This window comes from Microscilla marina ATCC 23134 (assembly GCF_000169175.1).
In the GTDB taxonomy this organism is placed as follows: domain Bacteria; phylum Bacteroidota; class Bacteroidia; order Cytophagales; family Microscillaceae; genus Microscilla; species Microscilla marina.
The window spans coordinates 215478-231652 of sequence record NZ_AAWS01000004.1; the positions used below are offsets into that span (position 1 = coordinate 215478).

13 protein-coding genes and 2 tRNA genes are annotated in these 16175 nt (G+C 39.6%); 3 read left to right on the top strand and 12 right to left on the bottom strand.

Translation table 11 applies throughout. From position 1 onward, the window contains the following. Positions 1–24: 24 nt before the first annotated feature. Together M23134_RS04800 and M23134_RS37530 are read right to left on the bottom strand one after the other, a co-directional pair. Entirely contained in the window at positions 25–534 is a 510-nt protein-coding gene (locus M23134_RS04800) for a hypothetical protein (RefSeq protein WP_002694288.1), read from the bottom strand. Positions 535–599: 65 nt separating this feature from the next. Continuing rightward, on the bottom strand, positions 600–2255 hold the full coding sequence (locus tag M23134_RS37530) for a methyltransferase domain-containing protein (protein WP_053337242.1): 1656 nt from the start codon (positions 2253–2255) through the stop codon (positions 600–602). Between the two features lie 989 nt (positions 2256–3244). Here M23134_RS37530 and M23134_RS04810 point away from each other — a divergent pair. Continuing rightward, positions 3245–3937, top strand: a complete 693-nt coding sequence (locus tag M23134_RS04810) for a histidine phosphatase family protein (RefSeq protein WP_002694291.1) — start codon at positions 3245–3247, stop codon at positions 3935–3937. Here M23134_RS04810 and M23134_RS04815 read toward each other — a convergent pair. From M23134_RS04815 to M23134_RS04840, 5 genes are all read right to left on the bottom strand, one after another. Next, positions 3909–4268 carry a YraN family protein gene (locus tag M23134_RS04815; protein WP_002694292.1) on the bottom strand — a complete coding sequence of 120 codons (360 nt, stop codon included), beginning with the start codon at positions 4266–4268 and terminating at the stop codon, positions 3909–3911. The genes M23134_RS04810 and M23134_RS04815 overlap by 29 nt on opposite strands. A gap of 155 nt (positions 4269–4423) precedes the next feature. Further along, positions 4424–5659: an outer membrane beta-barrel protein gene (locus tag M23134_RS04820; RefSeq protein ID WP_045113010.1), complete on the bottom strand. Its 1236-nt coding sequence runs from the start codon at positions 5657–5659 to the stop codon at positions 4424–4426. A 203-nt stretch (positions 5660–5862) separates the two neighbouring features. Then, positions 5863–5937 (bottom strand) — tRNA-Glu (locus M23134_RS04830). A gap of 40 nt (positions 5938–5977) precedes the next feature. Beyond that, positions 5978–6052: transfer RNA gene (locus M23134_RS04835), tRNA-Glu, on the bottom strand. A 249-nt stretch (positions 6053–6301) separates the two neighbouring features. Beyond that, a complete protein-coding gene (locus M23134_RS04840; protein ID WP_002694295.1) occupies positions 6302–6658 on the bottom strand; it encodes a 4Fe-4S dicluster domain-containing protein in 357 nt (118 codons plus the stop codon). A 342-nt stretch (positions 6659–7000) separates the two neighbouring features. Between M23134_RS04840 and M23134_RS04845 the strand changes: the two genes are divergently transcribed. Beyond that, positions 7001–8026 carry an acyl-CoA reductase gene (locus tag M23134_RS04845; protein WP_002694296.1) on the top strand — a complete coding sequence of 342 codons (1026 nt, stop codon included), beginning with the start codon at positions 7001–7003 and terminating at the stop codon, positions 8024–8026. Positions 8027–8094: 68 nt separating this feature from the next. Here the strand turns inward: M23134_RS04845 and M23134_RS04850 are convergent, their stop codons facing one another. Beyond that, the gene (locus tag M23134_RS04850) at positions 8095–10854 is read right to left on the bottom strand and encodes a leucine-rich repeat domain-containing protein (RefSeq protein WP_002694297.1); all 2760 of its coding nucleotides are present in this window, start codon (positions 10852–10854) and stop codon (positions 8095–8097) included. A gap of 458 nt (positions 10855–11312) precedes the next feature. On the opposite strand from M23134_RS04850, the gene M23134_RS04855 reads away from it, so the two are divergent. Beyond that, positions 11313–12533 carry a hypothetical protein gene (locus M23134_RS04855; RefSeq protein ID WP_157558341.1) on the top strand — a complete coding sequence of 407 codons (1221 nt, stop codon included), beginning with the start codon at positions 11313–11315 and terminating at the stop codon, positions 12531–12533. A gap of 94 nt (positions 12534–12627) precedes the next feature. Here the strand turns inward: M23134_RS04855 and M23134_RS37535 are convergent, their stop codons facing one another. From M23134_RS37535 to M23134_RS04875, 4 genes are all read right to left on the bottom strand, one after another. After that, the gene (locus M23134_RS37535; protein ID WP_053337243.1) at positions 12628–13953 is read right to left on the bottom strand and encodes an outer membrane beta-barrel protein; all 1326 of its coding nucleotides are present in this window, start codon (positions 13951–13953) and stop codon (positions 12628–12630) included. Further along, positions 13928–14494, bottom strand: a complete 567-nt coding sequence (locus M23134_RS04865; protein ID WP_002694301.1) for an RNA polymerase sigma factor — start codon at positions 14492–14494, stop codon at positions 13928–13930. The genes M23134_RS37535 and M23134_RS04865 overlap by 26 nt, the downstream gene beginning before the upstream one ends. A gap of 141 nt (positions 14495–14635) precedes the next feature. Further along, on the bottom strand, positions 14636–15328 hold the full coding sequence (locus tag M23134_RS04870; protein WP_002694302.1) for a leucine-rich repeat domain-containing protein: 693 nt from the start codon (positions 15326–15328) through the stop codon (positions 14636–14638). Positions 15329–15429: 101 nt separating this feature from the next. Then, positions 15430–16116, bottom strand: coding sequence for a transglutaminase-like domain-containing protein (locus tag M23134_RS04875; protein WP_002694303.1), 687 nt, complete (start codon positions 16114–16116; stop codon positions 15430–15432). Positions 16117–16175: the final 59 nt, after the last annotated feature.

Consider the following 16175-nt stretch of genomic DNA (forward strand, 5'->3'; position numbering starts at 1 on the left):
CAGCCTCTTTTAAATTGCCCCATGCTATTCAATGTTAAACTCTTGATAATAAGTTTCAACCACTTTAGTTGTAGGATCTTGGTAGCGTAACTGCAAACGATAAGTACCTTTAGAGGCCTTCAACGTTTTGGTTTTCATTGCGCCCTCACACCACCTTTCTTCCTTATTCCAAACAAAAGTTTTGACATCACCTTTTGTTATTTCCAGTTGATGGGGAGGAGGAGGACAAGAGGCTCCACAAGGGCAGTACAACCAACGCATACGTTTCCACTCTTTGCCCTCGGTTTTGGTTTTTAGCTTCTGTTCTACTACCACAATCAACGGATCAAATACGACTACTTCTTGTTCAGTAATGTTTTTAAATCTAATGACTACTTTCTCGTCAGCCGTATAAGTAGATTTGGCGTCTACCTCCCAGGTAGATTTTATTACTACTGGCTTATCAGTAGTACGGTTGGCTTTTTTGCAGGCTACTACAGTAGCCAAAAATGCAACAATTACAAATAGTGATAACAAGCGATGACATAGTTTCATACTCTTCAGTTTTTTATGTGTTAATTAACAAAATAAGTATTTATGGCAGGTAGCCCTTCATTGGTTTATTTGGCTTTTTTGGCCACTACCAAATAGCGTGTAGAAGTGCAAGTATCTGCATCGGCAGGAATAGGAGTCAGGCTTACAGCATCATACATATCTACCCCACCGTCAAATGCCTGTTTAAAGTACTCCCTTACCTTACTCAAAGGGGGTAAAAAGAGTGTATGTTGCCCTTCGTTAGTAATACGTAACTTGCCCGATTTTTTGCTTACATTGACAATGCTGCTGCGTTGATACATATAGTGGTCTTTTTCTATCAGTTCGGGGCTACGCAATGACACAATATCACCGCATTCAGAGTATATTACATGAGGGTATCCTCTAATATGATCAGGCGTGATAAAGTCACCAAAGAAATGACCACCCGGACTGGTAATTCGGGCGGCTTGCTCTATCACTTGTTGTAAAAAGGTATGATCAACATACTGAAACACATTTAAACCACAAAAGGTCAAATCCCACATTTTTATTGCTGGATCAAGTTCTAGTGCATCGCCTACTTCGGCGTGAATACGGGTTTGAGCAACTTTGATCATAGCTTCCGAAATATCAATGCCATAGAGGTGCTCCTGAGGCATCCCTAGTTCATTGATCATAAACTGCTCTGTTAAACCTGTGCCGCAACCAATAGAAATGAGTTTTTGGTGGGCAAAGTCGATATCGTATTGCTTGATAAAAAAGCGCAGGTAAGTCGCCATAAATTCATCCAGACAGGGTTTCCCCAGTACTTCATCATATAACTCAGCATAGGTCTGAAAATAGTCTTCTTTATTTTCAAAGGCACTTACACTATTTTGTAGGGCAGCTGCTTCTTTCAGTTCCCAATTGAGTAGTTTCCAAAACGCTGAATGATTGTTTTGCCCAGCGTCGTCCAAGTGTTCCTCCAAGTCATTGACAAAGCTATTCCAATGCCTTACATCAAACAGGTCTTTTGTAAGTGCTTCAAGCGATTTGCCGCTTTCATTTTGCCCTATGTTTTCGGCGCGTTGTACTCGGCGCATAAGTTCTACCTGGTGGCGTAAACGAGTTAAAAAATCAGGTGTAGGGCAAGTCTCTCTGGATTTGATTTGCTTGAGTGGCAAGGCAAAAAACGCCCCTCCGTCTGCCCGGTGAATATCTTGGTCATCCAGGTCAAAAATTCGGGCATCTGCCGTTACATTTTCTTCACGGGTATAATTACCATAAATATGTAGGCTCAAGTAATTGTGAGTTCCACTGTTGCCCATTTGGTGCACCAATTGGTGTCCTACACCTATTACTTGCCCAGCCTTCATTATTTGACGCGACAAAGTGCGTATTTCTGAATCTTGTACCCAAAATACCGCGTGTTCGGCAGCCCCAAAAGTTTGTACAGCTCCCCATTGGGCATACCCATGGTCATGCAAAGCTGAGAAATCTCCTGGCACCCAAGACATGACCATTATATCAAAAAAACCACCATCATATACCATTTTACGACCATAGCAGTCTTGCTGAGGGTGGTCAAAGTCAGCCCAAGGCAAGAGCTCTTTTTCTTGTACCTGTGCTTGTTTTACAATATTCTTTACTTTGCCTGGCGACAAATCAGGTGCTTTGTATATAGCTCGAATAATGGCTTGTATAGAAGAAGGCAAGGTAGATATTTTGTTCTGGTCGATGGTATTCCTGAAAAAGCTCATTTTTTTGATATTTCTTTTACCTAAATATAATTTAAATAATGACCAATACAGCGTCTTAGAAAGCACTGGAAAGTCATTGAACGTATGTTTAAGACCTGTTGGGTAAAAACGGCAAGGCATCACTACAAGTCTAAAATCAGGCTTTTTGTGGGTTTTAAAAATTACTCAGGGTATTTTCCCTGGGCTATCTCTTACTATGCCATTGCATAAAAATCGTTTGATAGCCTAATAAGTGTTTATTCAATACAACCGAAGAGTAAGCACTATTTCATTTTTTTAATAAAACAATCACCCACTTTGATTAGGGCTTGAACTTTTTGGTTGCCAGCAAAAATAACGAATTTTATTTCTTGTTAGTTGAGTTCAAAGTACGAGTACTCTAGCTTCTAATGAGGTAAAGTAGAGGTTATGCAAAAAATAATCAAATGCATTTATATTACAGTCACAGTTCATGCATTAAAAGTCGAGTTTCTTGCATGAGTTTTTGTTAGGTTTGTCGCCAGAATGCGCCTCGCTAATGACAGTACTATGCTATCAAAGCCCTACATTAGCTAAGGAATGAACTGAGAGTCAAAACCACACGCAATACACCACGGATAAACTTGAAACAAGCGCTAATAACAAAAGTATGAAGCAAATGCCTATAAATACAACTTATCACTAATAGTTGTTGCATTGAGTCAATCAGTATACAGTATCAGAGAAAAGATCAGGTGACTTGTAAGGAATTAGCAAAGACTAATACCAAGCATTATTTGGAAGCGTTGTTTGTTAATAAAAAGGTGGAATAATCTTACTTTCAGCTTTTTTATTGCTTGACTTTCGTTATATTTAATTAAACAAGTTCAATATAGTTTTAAATTGTTTTAAGTTCGGCTGCAAAATTTAATGATTATTTGTACTTATTAGTATGAAAGTTATTTACTTACCATTTCATGCAACATTACCCAGTGAGGTTGAGTATAATCGTTTTTAAACTTTAGCAAAACATGATTCACCTGTATTTCGTAAGACACGCAGAAAGTTTGAGCAATATCAATCACCACTTGATAGGAGGGAGGTCTAATCATATTCCTTTGACTGACAAAGGGCGGCGACAAGCAAAAAAACTGGGAGAGCGACTAAAAAAAACTACAATTAACCTGGATTTTATTGCTACCTCTTCGGCAGTAAGGGCTTATGATACCACCAAAATTGTGTGTGAACATGCCAACATAGATTTTGAGAAGGTGATAGTATCTGACGATATTCAGGAGTTGTCGCAAGGCGAGTGGGAAGGCAAGGTGCGGAAAGAAATATATACCCCCGAAATGCTCAATTCTATCAACCAAAATAACTGGTTGCACAAAGCCCCCAATGGCGAGTCTCAAAAAGAAGTAGAAGATCGAATGTTTGGATGGTTGGAGCAACACGTATTCCCTTTGCAAAAACCGAATAAAAAATTACATTGTTTGATTGTAACCCACGGAAACGCTATTCGGTGCCTGTTCCGAAAAATTATGCAATCAGCTTCATCCATGACGCATAAAATAAAACTAGATAATACTTCTATTACTAAGTTTCGTTACAATGCTCCTAATGAATGGTTTTTTGACTACCTGAATGACACCGAACACTTAGACAAAGACACTACTCCATTGCACGTAGACAACCTTAATAAAAAGCATCTTCAAAATAAGTGATTTGTGGCGACTGGTGAGATTTTAGCTCTATAGCCACAATGTCAAACCGAATGTCGCTTTCCCAATCAATCTCTTCTATATATTGTTCTGCCGTTTGTATAATGAGGTTTTGCTGGTTTTCGCTCACAGACTCTTCGGGCAACCCAAAGTTGTCAGATGATCTCAGCTTTACCTCTACAAACACCAAAACATCGCCCGTTTGAGCTATAATGTCTATCTCTCCTCTTTTGTATCTGTAATTGCGTTCTAGCAGTGTATACCCCTTATTTTGCATAAATGCCGCAGCAAGGTTTTCGCCATATTTGCCTTTTTTTTGTTGAGGAGTTTTCATTTCGTAGGGTTTGACTTATAAGATACAATATAGAAATAGCAAAATACAAATATTGTGTTGATTTTAAAGTCTTTAAACAAATGAAGTTTGGTATAAAAAAGGCAGACAAAGAAGAGCTTGTCTACCTGAATTGAGCAAAAAATGTATGAATTATTTTAAAATCCCAGACCTACACGAAACGAAATGATTCTGGTAGGAGCCTGACGATCAAGTAAAAATCCAGCGTTTCTATTATAGCGCACACTAAGCTCTACCCTTGATGTTTTGCCTATCTTGGTTAAAAAACCTGTTTCTATAATTATACCCGAAGAAGTGCCTCTGAAACTCTCTGTAGAGGCTCCTATGCTGGCTGTATGGGCATTGATCTGGTATGATTCCGAGAGGGTTTCTCTCATACTCAAACGAAAATCAAAATTGATACCTGCTCCTACAAAAAGCTGCTCTTTAGGATTACTGGTAGCATACCTTAAAACGATAGGTATTTGTGCTACACCCAAGTCCCATTGTGAAGAATGGCTGAGAGCATCTTTGTGTGAGATCGCATACTTTTGTGCACTATAGTTTAACTCTACCTGCCCAAATAACCTGTTATTGCGATCAAGGCTAAACAAGTAATAGATTCCAAAAGCTACGCCTTGAGAGGTCGAAGAGTTTAACCGATCACTGATAGAACCACTAAACTTTATGGTAGAACTAGCATATTGTATAGCCAGCCCAAATTGGCTTGTAAGATCGGCGCTTTTACCCTCTATGATTTGCTCGCCTCCTGTGCATTGATTGTAGCTGGAGATAAACTGCATCAGTGAATATTTTCGTAGTTGAACCCGCTCGTTGTTGATGAGCGACTTTACTGCAGGACAGTCTGAGAAAAGCGCATTAAGGGTTCCAAGATATGTTTTTATTCTTTTTACTCTTTTCAATCCACCACTATACACATAAGCGCCCTTTACTTTGAGTTCTTGCAAGTCTCCATTGTCTTTTTGTACATAGAAGTGGTGATTGCTTTGCCAGGGTTTTAGCTTTGATGTAGGGCGATTATCTTTGAAATGGTAAAGACTTCCTTTTCCTTTGACGAGTACTTCTACAAACAGTGTATCTACAGTTTGCTGTTGGGTCACCACATCAAGAAAGCGTACTGTGTGAGACTCATAAATGGTGGCTTTGTCATACCCATAGCCTTTAAGTTCGTGGGGCGCGTAGGTTTTGGGGTTGCCTTCTTCACTTGTTTTAAAAGTACAAGATATACTTCCACCTATGACGGTAGATTGTTTTATAAGCCCAGTTACCTTTTTTCCTTGTTGGGTAACTACAAATCCTGGTTTGAATTTTTGGGCATAAGCTTGACCAGTAAAAAGCATTCCTGCCAGGCAGATAATAGCTAAATATTTCATTTTTTAGATAAATAAGTTTGACTAAATAATGCCACAAAACTATTGCATCCATTGTATAGTAAGCCATCCATGTAATAAAAGTTAATGAAAGTAATGTTAGAAAGAGGAAAGGTGCTATAACTTTTGGCAGAAAAGGGAAACGTCAAGAATGGGGTGGGAAGCATAGGCATAAAAAAACCTGTTTGAAGCAAATCAAACAGGTTTGGTAGCCCGTAGGGGAATCGAACCCCTGTTTCCAGGATGAAAACCTGGCGTCCTAACCCCTAGACGAACGGGCCATAGTGTGTTAAAACTATGGAGTAGATTTTTGAAAAAAAATGGTAGCCCGTAGGGGAATCGAACCCCTGTTTCCAGGATGAAAACCTGGCGTCCTAACCCCTAGACGAACGGGCCAGAACTACGCTTTCTCAAAAATCGTGGTGCAAATGTACATGGGGTAAATGAATATACCAAACAAAACACCAAAAAAAATTTAAAAAAATAAAAACAGGAAGAAGACCAAAGGACTCCTCCCTGCTTCAAAAGAATCAATTCTGTGGGTTAAAACCTTGTTTATAGTATGCCTTTGCAATACCATCCTGGTCGGTTTCCTAGCCGACAAAGCCTAAACAATACAGTTTTACTCCACAAATTGCAAGTGAGTTAAGCTGCCATTTCGTTATGCATCCACTCTTTCTTAGCTGCTAGTTCTTCCTCTGTTTCTACATAATCAGGATCAGGAACACAGCAGTCTACCGGACATACCGCAGCACATTGAGGCTCTTCGTGAAACCCTGTGCACTCAGTACACTTGTCAGGTACAATGTAATAAAATTCGTCAGATACTGGTTCTTGTACCGCATCTCCAGGAATAACAGTGCCGTCTTCAAGCTCTACTTGCTTAAGCTCGGTACCACCACCCCAAGTCCATTCTACGCCACCCTCATAGATAGCAGTATTTGGGCATTCGGGCTCACAAGCTCCACAGTTAATGCACTCATCAGTGATTATAATTGCCATAATGACCTTTATTTATTGGTTTAGTTAAAATAATAGAACAAATAAGTAGGCTTCTTGTTACAACACCGTTTGCCTTTTGTCCAGTTGGTTTTCTGTGAATTGATACCCTAAAGAGTGGGGGTAATAAAAATAGAATAGCTACTTTTGCAGCCGTATACGTCCAGTAACCCCTACCAAATTAGCAATAAGCCTTGGGTAAGCAACAACAGATAAGCAGTGGTAGGTTGGTGTATAACATTTTTAGAGTATTAAACGAAGCGTTCTTACTTGATAACAAAAATAAGCATTGATTGCATAGATCAAAACCTCATGTAAGTAATTGTATAATTTTAAGAAAGAATTATGAATATCGCACAAAAAATTAATGTTTTTGTACAATTAGGAGATTCGATAAACAAGTTTTCGGAGGAGCAAAAGGGAGCATTGGGGCAAATGATCAAGCTCAAGAACGAGTGGTTTACCCGTGAAAACCTCGACTTGACACTACAGGGCTTGCAGCAATACCTCAACCGCGAAAACCTTGAAAAATGGCTGGGCAAATACCCTTCATTGTTTGCCAAAGAAGCAGTCACTCCAAAAAAAGTGGGCATTGTCATGGCAGGCAATATTCCAGCGGTAGGTTTCCACGACTTGCTCAGTGTGGTAATGAGCGGGCATATATTACACGCCAAGTTAAGCTCACAAGACCAGGTGTTGATGCAAGAACTTATTCGTATGCTTATAGAGATAGCCCCTGAGCTGAAAGAACAAATTGTAATTACAGAAAAATTAAAAGATATAGAAGCACTCATTGCTACAGGTAGCGATAATTCTGCACGTTACTTTGAGGCTTATTTTGGGCATTTGCCCCATATTATCCGCAAAAACCGTAGTTCGGTGGCGGTGCTTGACGGCAAAGAAACTAAGGAAGAACTCAGCCTGTTGAGCAATGATATATTTCAATACTTTGGCTTAGGGTGCCGTAACGTGTCTAAGTTGTTTGTACCTCAAGAGTATAAATTTGACACTTTCTTTGAAAATATTTTTCCCTGGGGCGAAACTTTGTTGATGCACTCGAAGTACTGTAACAACTATGAGTATTACCGTGCCTTGTTTTTGATGAAAAAAATGTTTGTGCTGGATAATAACTTTTTGATTCTTGCCGAATACGACAGTATGGATTCTCCTGTAGGTGTAATGTTTTTTGAGCGTTATACAGACGAAGCCGATTTAAAACAAAAACTTGCTCAACACCAAGACAAAATACAAGTAGTAGTAAGCAAGCCTGGCCTTGTGAATGATAGTGTGGGTTTTGGCAATGCCCAAACTCCTCACTTGTGGGACTATGCCGATGGGGTAGATACCATGGCATTTCTCACTCGTTTATAGCCAGCATACAGGTTGCCTATGGTGTTTTACCTCTTTCTTTGGACTTAACCCTCAAAGAAAGAGGTTTTTTAATAGTCAATGTACCGGGTTTCTATCCGGCAGTTACTGGGCAGTAAATGACGTAATTGGGTAAGTTCAGTGTTGTTGAGTAAGTGTTTTTTGCCCAGTTCCAGTTCCTCAAGTTTGGTAAGCTGCGCTACTTCAGGTGGAAAATGAGTAAAAGGGTTCCCGTCTACTTGCAAATACCTCAATTGACTGAGTTGCCCTATTTCAGCGGGCAAGGTTTTCAGTTGATTGTTTGACAATACCAACGAATCAAGAGCTTTGAGTTGCCCTATTTCGGGAGGCAACATAGTAAGTTTATTTTTTGCAAGGTCTAGTCGGGAGAGTTGAGCAAGGTGACCAATAGTTGGGGGCAATTGACTAAACTGGTTATTGTGCATAGTCAGGTAATGCACCTTGGTAAGCTTACCTAGCCAATGGGGTACTACAGTCGCTTGTATATTGGCAAAGTGTAGTTGCTCTACCTGATGTAAGTATTGAATACAATCTGGCAGTTTTTTGAGGGGGTTATGCCCTAATGAAAGGTAACGAAGTTGGGTGAAATCACCCACAAAGTCTGGAATTTTGTTCAGTAAATTGCCGTCCAGTGATAGATAAATAAGTGCTGTAAGCTGGGCAACTTCGGGGGGCAAATGCTGAAGTTTACTATACTCTACAGATAGTTTTTTGAGTTGTTTAAGTTGGGTGATTTGAGGAGGGATTTGGCTTATCTGTGTATTGTATAAAGTGAGGCTTTCCAAGTGAGGTATTTGAAACAGTACTTTGGGTATTTGGGCAAGTGCTGAAGGTGTATTGTATATTCTTCTGAGAATCTCTATAGATTGCACTTTTTTGATATGCTTCCAGGTAAGCAAATCGTCAGCAATGCCTTGAACAGGACTGTCAATAGAGATTGATTTATCACCAAAGGTATCATATTTTTTATTGAGTGCTTGTGCAAAAAAATTTCCGCCAAACTCTATAGCAAGGGCTGTATAAGCCCCCGAAAAATGTTGTACAAAGTCAATAAATGCCTGTTTCGGAACAGGTAGCTTTTCCAGAATTACCCTTACTGATTGTCTGCCCCAGAGTTGGGCATAATACACTGTTGATTGCCAACGAGCCGGGAAGTGTTGTTGTAATATTTTTTTGGCAAGTTTTTTTACTTTTTTGTTTTTATGTACCAAATAAGCCGCAATGATCCAGTGGTAAGCCTCTTGTTGTAATATACAGTTGCCCGAAATCAGGTTGAGTGCCAGCAAATGGTGGTCACTGTCTTGACTCATCAATAACTCTTCTATTTTTGTAATATTCTCTGATGAAAATGTGGGAAGACCTACAGCATTATTTTCCCATTGTGTCCATTGCTCGTCGGTGATGATACATAAAGAGGCATTGTGCCATATTTCATCAGGTACAGGTGCGGCTTTTTCGGCAACAATGAGGCAGTCAATAGGTTGTTGAAGGTTGTTTTCCCAAATCAAGCCTTTGTCTCTGATTACTTTTTTTAGGGCACTCAATGTAAATCGTTTACTCTTGCCCACTAAGGCTATTTTACTGCCTGGAGCTAAAGCAGACAATACCTGATCAGGCGAGCATTGGCCCATCAAGTTCAATACATATTGGTGAATATGAGGAAGGTCTATATTCAAAAAAGGCCATAATTCTTTTATGGTTGCTTCGCCAGGCGACAAAGCCTGACTAAATATTTGATGAGCAGTATCAGGATGGGTTTGCGTAAGTGAAGAGTTGTGTACCACTTTGTGAAAGTTTGACAACCCTTCAGCCCCTGTATAATAAGTATAGTCCAGTTGTAAAACATCCAGTTGAGTGAGCATTTGGGTAAGTAGTGTAGGGGGAGTATAAAACTCGTTTTCACTAATGTCGAGGTGGCGAAGATTAGAAAACTGTAGTAATTTTTCTGGCAACTTACCCAACACATTGTTGCGCAACTTTAGTTCTTCAAGGTGCCTAAGTTGCAATACCCATGCAGGTATTTCGCGCAGGCGGTTATAAGATAAGTCCAGTTGTTTGAGTTGAGTAAAAACGCTCCAGTCAATATGTTGGTTTTCTTCTACTTGAGCAGTTGTAAACCCCTCAATATGAGAGAGTTTTTCAAGCTTTTTGGGTATTCGAGCGTGCCTGTTTCCCAGGTTCAAGTATGTACACTGTGGCATTTGCAATAACAAATCAATCAAATGATCCAGGTCTATGTCACCATTGTCTGATACATCCAGTCTTTCAAGTTTTTGTAGCTTTACAAAGCTGTCGGGTAGCTGATGAAAATGGAGGCGTCTGATGTGTAATCCAAACCGTTGGGTCGCCTTTGCCATTACCTTGCATACATTGAAAAGCGACAAGTCAAAGTTTTCGCTCAAGTCAATCGTATGAAGACAGGGTAGTTTTGCCATACTTTCGGGCAAAGTGTTCAACTGGTTGGCATACACAATCAGAGTTTTTAGTTGGGTAATGTGGTGAATAGTTTCGGGCAAGGTTTTCAAACGATTACGCCTGATATTCAAAAACTCTAACTGGGGCATTTGCATTAGTACCGCCGGAACCTGATGTAAATTATTGCTGCCTAGCTTGAGGTGCTTGAGTTTGTGAAGTTGGGCAAACGAGGCCGGCAAATCTTTGAGGTTGTTGTAGGTGAGGTTTATTTTTTCTACATTTTTCAACGTGCCTATGTTATCTGGCAACGAACGAATACTTTTTTTAGGTAAGCTTAGTGCTATTACATCCTCAGGGTTTTCTAAGGCTTGTTGTAGGTTGTGGTAGGTTTTCATGGTGTTGGTATAATTAATATACTACTTATCAGTAGCTTGGCTGTCATTTGTGTTGTTTTTAGTAATTTTTGCAGGGGTGATTTCTCCATTTTTTTTGCCCTTTGCCAGTAATAGTTATTACAAGTCAATAACAACTCCTTTTACCCAACAATTTAACACTATAAACAATGTTATGAAAAATCATTTGTCTTTATTCTCAAAAGCATTTAACTGATAAATAAGCAAGTGTATATACCTGAGCTAATTATCAGTATTTTAAAGTTATCGTAAGTGAAGTATATCGTAAAATGTAAACTGTCAAACACCTTGTCGAGAAATGTCGGCAAGGTGTTTTTTTATTTTTTTTAAAAGCCCACGCAACCTTTGTTGTTTAGCCTGCATCATTCATGTAAACGCTGTTGATCCATTTTAGGAATCGCTACAATATCAATGGCTAAACCCATATAATTTAAAAAGATATGATGCATTTGTTCAAAAAAGTATGTGCTTTACTGGTACTACAGTTATTGTGGTTACCTGCCGCCCAAGCACAAGACCAAGGCTTTATTTATGGAAAACTCACCACTGTAGACGGTAAAACCTATACCGGGCAAATTCGCTGGGGCAAAGAAGAAGCCTACTGGAGCGATATGTTCAACTCTTCTAAAACGCATAATGATAACCTTGACCACTTGTCGCGAAGTGAAATGAAAGCTCTTAAGAGACAATCACGTCGTCGAGACTATGGTTTCATCAAAGTAGGTAATTATTATAGCTTTGAGCATACATTTGCTTGTCGCTTTGGCGATATTCAAACCATTAAAATAGCTGGTCGTAATAGGGTAGAGCTATTACTGAAAAACAAGATGCGTATCAAGCTTAAGGGAGGTTCTAACGACATAGGGGCTACGGTAAGAGTGATGGATAAAGAGCTGGGGGAGCTTGCCATTAAGTGGAGCCGAATAGACAAGGTAGATTTTATGCCTACACCAGCCAAACTAGGTGCCAAAATGGGCAACGCTTTGTATGGTACAGTAGAAACCCGCAAAGGTAAATTTACTGGAATTGTTCAGTGGGACCACGACGAACGTTTAAGCACTGACATACTCAATGGTAAGAGCGAAGATGGGCGAATGAAAATCCCTTTTAAAAACATAAAAGCAATCAAAAAACACCGTTGGGGTAGTTTGGTTGTGCTTCGTTCAGGGCGTGAAGTGTACCTTACCGGAACCAATGACGTAGAAGATGGCAATCGAGGCATTATTGTATCGCATCACTTGTTTGGCAGGGTAGATATTGACTGGGATGATTTTAAAAAGGTAACTTTTGATTCTAAGGCGCTCTCTGGCAAAGGTTATAACGACTATAAGACGCCCGTAATGTTGAAAGGTACCATCACTACCACCGACAAACGTACCCTGAAAGGAAACATTATTTATGACTTAGACGAGAAACTGTCTATTGAAATACTGGACGGCAAAATAGATAACTTAAAGCATCAAATCCCTTTTGGCATCATCAAGAGCATTACACCCAAAAATCGTATTTCTTCGGAAGTAGAACTAAAATCGGGGCAAAAAATGATCTTAGGCGAAAGCCAGGATGTATCTGACCGTCATACGGGAGTAATTATATTGATGGACAAAGAAAATAAAGAGTATATTCCTTGGGACAAGGTAGCAAAGATTAGTTTTGAGTAAGAGCTTGTTCAAATAAATATTCATGGAAAAAGCCTTCTAAACACAATGAACTTGTGTTTAGAGGGCTTTTTTTATGTTAGTCTGCCACCAGCACCTAAAACAGTTGATACTTTACCCCCAGCATTATTCCAGTAGTTTTGAGGCTTACTTTACCTGCTCCTACTTTACCTAAAGGTACTTTTAAGAACGGTTCTGCCTGAATGCTCCATTTTTTGCTCAGGTTTTTTTGCCAACCTACCGATAAGTTCAAAATGCTTAGCATGTGCTTATTTTCATTATTCGTCTTCCAACCATAGTTATACGTTTTATCTTCATAGCTAAAATCATAGCGCTCACTAAGCATCCAGTACGATGATAGTCCACTACTGATAAATAAGCGGTGTTTGGGTTGGTTATGAAAATAGTAACGCAAATTGACGGGGATTTCCAGTACTCTACAGGTTGCCTCAATGTTTTCTGGTATTTTGCCCCATTTCCATTGCCCATCTTTAGGCGTGTAAGCCTGAGCGCTTGCCTGGTAAGCCTTTGCTGAGTAATTTACCCCAGTATTTAGGCTTAGGTTTTTGAGCAGTTCATATTCTACCAATACCCCAGCGTTCCAACGGGTATCAGTCATGGCCATTTTATCTACTATGCTCAAGTCAGGTGCTATTTGCGCAATGAGACTAAGCCTCGACTTAAACCTTTTTTTTGTGATTTTTTTAGCTTCCACTCTGGTTTTTTCTGTTGACATAGAAACAGGTAAAACAGCTGTAAGTGGCAGCGTTGATTTATGCGCCATCAATTGGACTTTGTGAGGTTTACGGTGGTTCTTTTGCTCGTTACTAAGGCTTATCAAGTGATTACTTTGTTTAGGAGCAGGTGTATTGATGGTAGTTTTTGTAGTGGTTGGTTTTTTGGGTGGATGGTTTTTACCCAAAGGGGTAAATACTTTGCCATAAGTATACCCTTGTTGGGGTAAGTTAGACGTGGTATTAGATGACACTTTGGGTGACTTCTTGTGCGAGTGTATAGGCTTAGTCTGGCTTGTTGCACCAGTTTTTACCTCATCACTTTGTTTAGAGGTAGGTTTTGTGTTTTTTTTAGGCAGTTTTTGAGTGTCGTCTGTTTCCAATTGTTGAGGAGTAATGATAGCCCCTTGGTTTACGCCATTTCTTTGAGCAATGTTATGGTCTGTTTTGGCAGGAGCAACTGCCTCTTGTTTGACAGGCTGCAATACATAATAGTTTACAAAAATAATTGCCAATAACACCAACAACAATCCACCAAGCCAATACATACCCCTACGCTTGGCATTGCTTCGCTTCATTTGCTTACGCATGCTTTGCCAGGCTTCTTGCTTAAATTCATACTGTACATTATCGACAGCCGTTTTAAACAATTCGTCCAAATCATTATCGGGCATATCTTGTATATTCATCCTTGTAATTTTCTCTGAGCAACTTTCTTAAGTTGGCTCTGGCTTTTGATAAATTTGACTTGGACGTACCCACCGAAATTTTGAGCATTTCAGCTATTTCTTCATGAGTATATCCATCAATTACATATAAGTTAAACACTGCGCGGTAACCAGGTGAAAGGAGTTGAATCAATGCAACCAGCTCTTTGTATTGCAATTGACTATAAGTATCGTCTACTGCATGTTTGTCTGATGCTTGTTCTATCTCCTGACCTTGTTTATGTTTCAGGTATTTCTTCTGGTTGTTGAGCGCAATATTGATCATAATGCGACGTAGCCACGATTTGAATGGATAAGCAGAATTGTATAGTTTTATTTTTTTAAAAATTCTCATAAAACCATCATTCAGCACCTCCATGGCTTCGTCATAGTTGGCAGTATAGCGCATACAAACGCTTAAGGCATAGGCATAAAAGTGCTTGTACAGTTGTTCCTGTGATTGCACATTTTTTTTCCTACACCCATCGACCAATTCCTGAATATGTTTTTCTGGTGGGTTCAAATTTTCTCAAGTTTCAAAACCAATACACTAAAGGAGGTTAAAATGGTTGGCTGAGGGGTAAAATTTTTTTAAAAAAAAGACTGAGTTGCATAACACCAACCTCAATCACAAGCAAAAATCGTGATAGTTTTGGGTTTGGGACTAAAAAAACACTTCACAACCAGGCAATGCTTTACGCAATTGTTCAATTGTATCTAAGGGCAGGGGGTTACGACTGAGGTAAAGCTGGTGGAGGTGTGGAAGATGACCAATAGACGAAGGGAGGCGAGTAAGTTGGTTTCCTTCCAAACTTAGTTCTTTGAGTTGGTGCAGTTGTCCTACTTCTTCGGGCAGGGTCTGAAGTTGATTGGCACTTAAGTCTAACTCTTGTAATGCCTGGAGTTTACCAATGCTTTTAGGAAGTTGAACAAGCTGGTTATGATGCAACCAAAGTATTTGTAGTTGGGCTAAGTCACTAATTTCGGAGGGTATTTGTTGCAAAGCATTAAAGTTTAACTTCAACTCATTCAATTGTGTCAGTTGCCCAATTTCGGATGGTAATGCCTGTATATCAGTATTATACAAAGTAAGTGATTGTAATTTTTGCAAGCGTACGATCTCGGGTGGCAACACCACTTGATGCCCAAACCTACGCAATGCTGGTTGATTAAAAATTACCAAATGGGCGGCTGTAAGTGGAACAGGCCTAACACCTAAGAAACACTCATATAAAGTAGCATAATCTGCCAGGTATTGATCAAAGCCTGAACGCCCTTTTAATATTTCCAGCCCCACTGCCACCGACTTTTCGTCTGTTGAGTTGAGCAATTGTAAAAGTTTGTCAGTGTGCTCCATAATTGGCAATATAAGCAAAAAAACGACCCATAAAATGAGCCGTTTTTTACAAAATTTACAATTTATACACAAAATGAGGCCGTTTAACCAACCTCAAAACCTTAAACCCACCCTTCCAAAAACTGAAGATCAAACTTAAAAGGTTTGGTTGTTTCATCTACTATTTTGAATAAATGCGGGTAATACTTTCTCAACTCACTAATGTACAAGTCATAAGGCAAGTCAGCGAAATCGCCATAATCGTGTACATATTTCAAATACTTGTGCTTGCGTCGATGATGTTTTTTAAACAGCTTCTCTTCTGCAATACCAAAGTCCAGCGGAGGCAAATCCAGGTAGTCGCAAGCCTCCCGGTTAAAAGCAGGAGAGAGTTTTACCCAATGATTGCCCATCCATAGCTCTACATAACTATGAAAAACCAGCATGTCAGACTGTAATACATTTCCAAGCTGTTCGGCGGTAAGGTTACTACGCAAATTGGCAAAGCTTACCCGACTTGGTATGCCTACTGCCCTTGCTGCTGCCGCCAACAAAGTACTTTTTTCTATGTCGGTGCCTACCCCACGTTTTACCAAAGCACTGGCTTTGAGTTTACTTGGGTGCAGGTCTATATGTCCTAAATCAAATTTAAAATCGTCGCGCACCGCATAAAAAAGCTCTACAGCTTTTTCGGTGTCATATTTCAACCCATTGGTTACCTGATGTGCATAATCAATCACTGCCGGGTTATTGCTATCAATAAACTCCGCAGGTGTTAAGTATGCCTCTAATGCATGATCTGTTCTCATTCTCTTAAATTTATATATGCCTTACTTTCCGAGGCTTAAAATTAACCTCACTGGTTGAA

Coding starts and splice junctions, on each gene's coding strand:
- M23134_RS04800 (WP_002694288.1), bottom strand. CDS start 534: ATGAAACTATGTCATCGCTTGTTATCACTATTTGTAATTGTTGCATTT.
- M23134_RS37530 (WP_053337242.1), bottom strand. CDS start 2,255: ATGAGCTTTTTCAGGAATACCATCGACCAGAACAAAATATCTACCTTG.
- M23134_RS04810 (WP_002694291.1), top strand. CDS start 3,245: ATGATTCACCTGTATTTCGTAAGACACGCAGAAAGTTTGAGCAATATC.
- M23134_RS04815 (WP_002694292.1), bottom strand. CDS start 4,268: ATGAAAACTCCTCAACAAAAAAAAGGCAAATATGGCGAAAACCTTGCT.
- M23134_RS04820 (WP_045113010.1), bottom strand. CDS start 5,659: ATGAAATATTTAGCTATTATCTGCCTGGCAGGAATGCTTTTTACTGGT.
- M23134_RS04840 (WP_002694295.1), bottom strand. CDS start 6,658: ATGGCAATTATAATCACTGATGAGTGCATTAACTGTGGAGCTTGTGAG.
- M23134_RS04845 (WP_002694296.1), top strand. CDS start 7,001: ATGAATATCGCACAAAAAATTAATGTTTTTGTACAATTAGGAGATTCG.
- M23134_RS04850 (WP_002694297.1), bottom strand. CDS start 10,854: ATGAAAACCTACCACAACCTACAACAAGCCTTAGAAAACCCTGAGGAT.
- M23134_RS04855 (WP_157558341.1), top strand. CDS start 11,313: ATGATGCATTTGTTCAAAAAAGTATGTGCTTTACTGGTACTACAGTTA.
- M23134_RS37535 (WP_053337243.1), bottom strand. CDS start 13,953: ATGAATATACAAGATATGCCCGATAATGATTTGGACGAATTGTTTAAA.
- M23134_RS04870 (WP_002694302.1), bottom strand. CDS start 15,328: ATGGAGCACACTGACAAACTTTTACAATTGCTCAACTCAACAGACGAA.
- M23134_RS04875 (WP_002694303.1), bottom strand. CDS start 16,116: ATGAGAACAGATCATGCATTAGAGGCATACTTAACACCTGCGGAGTTT.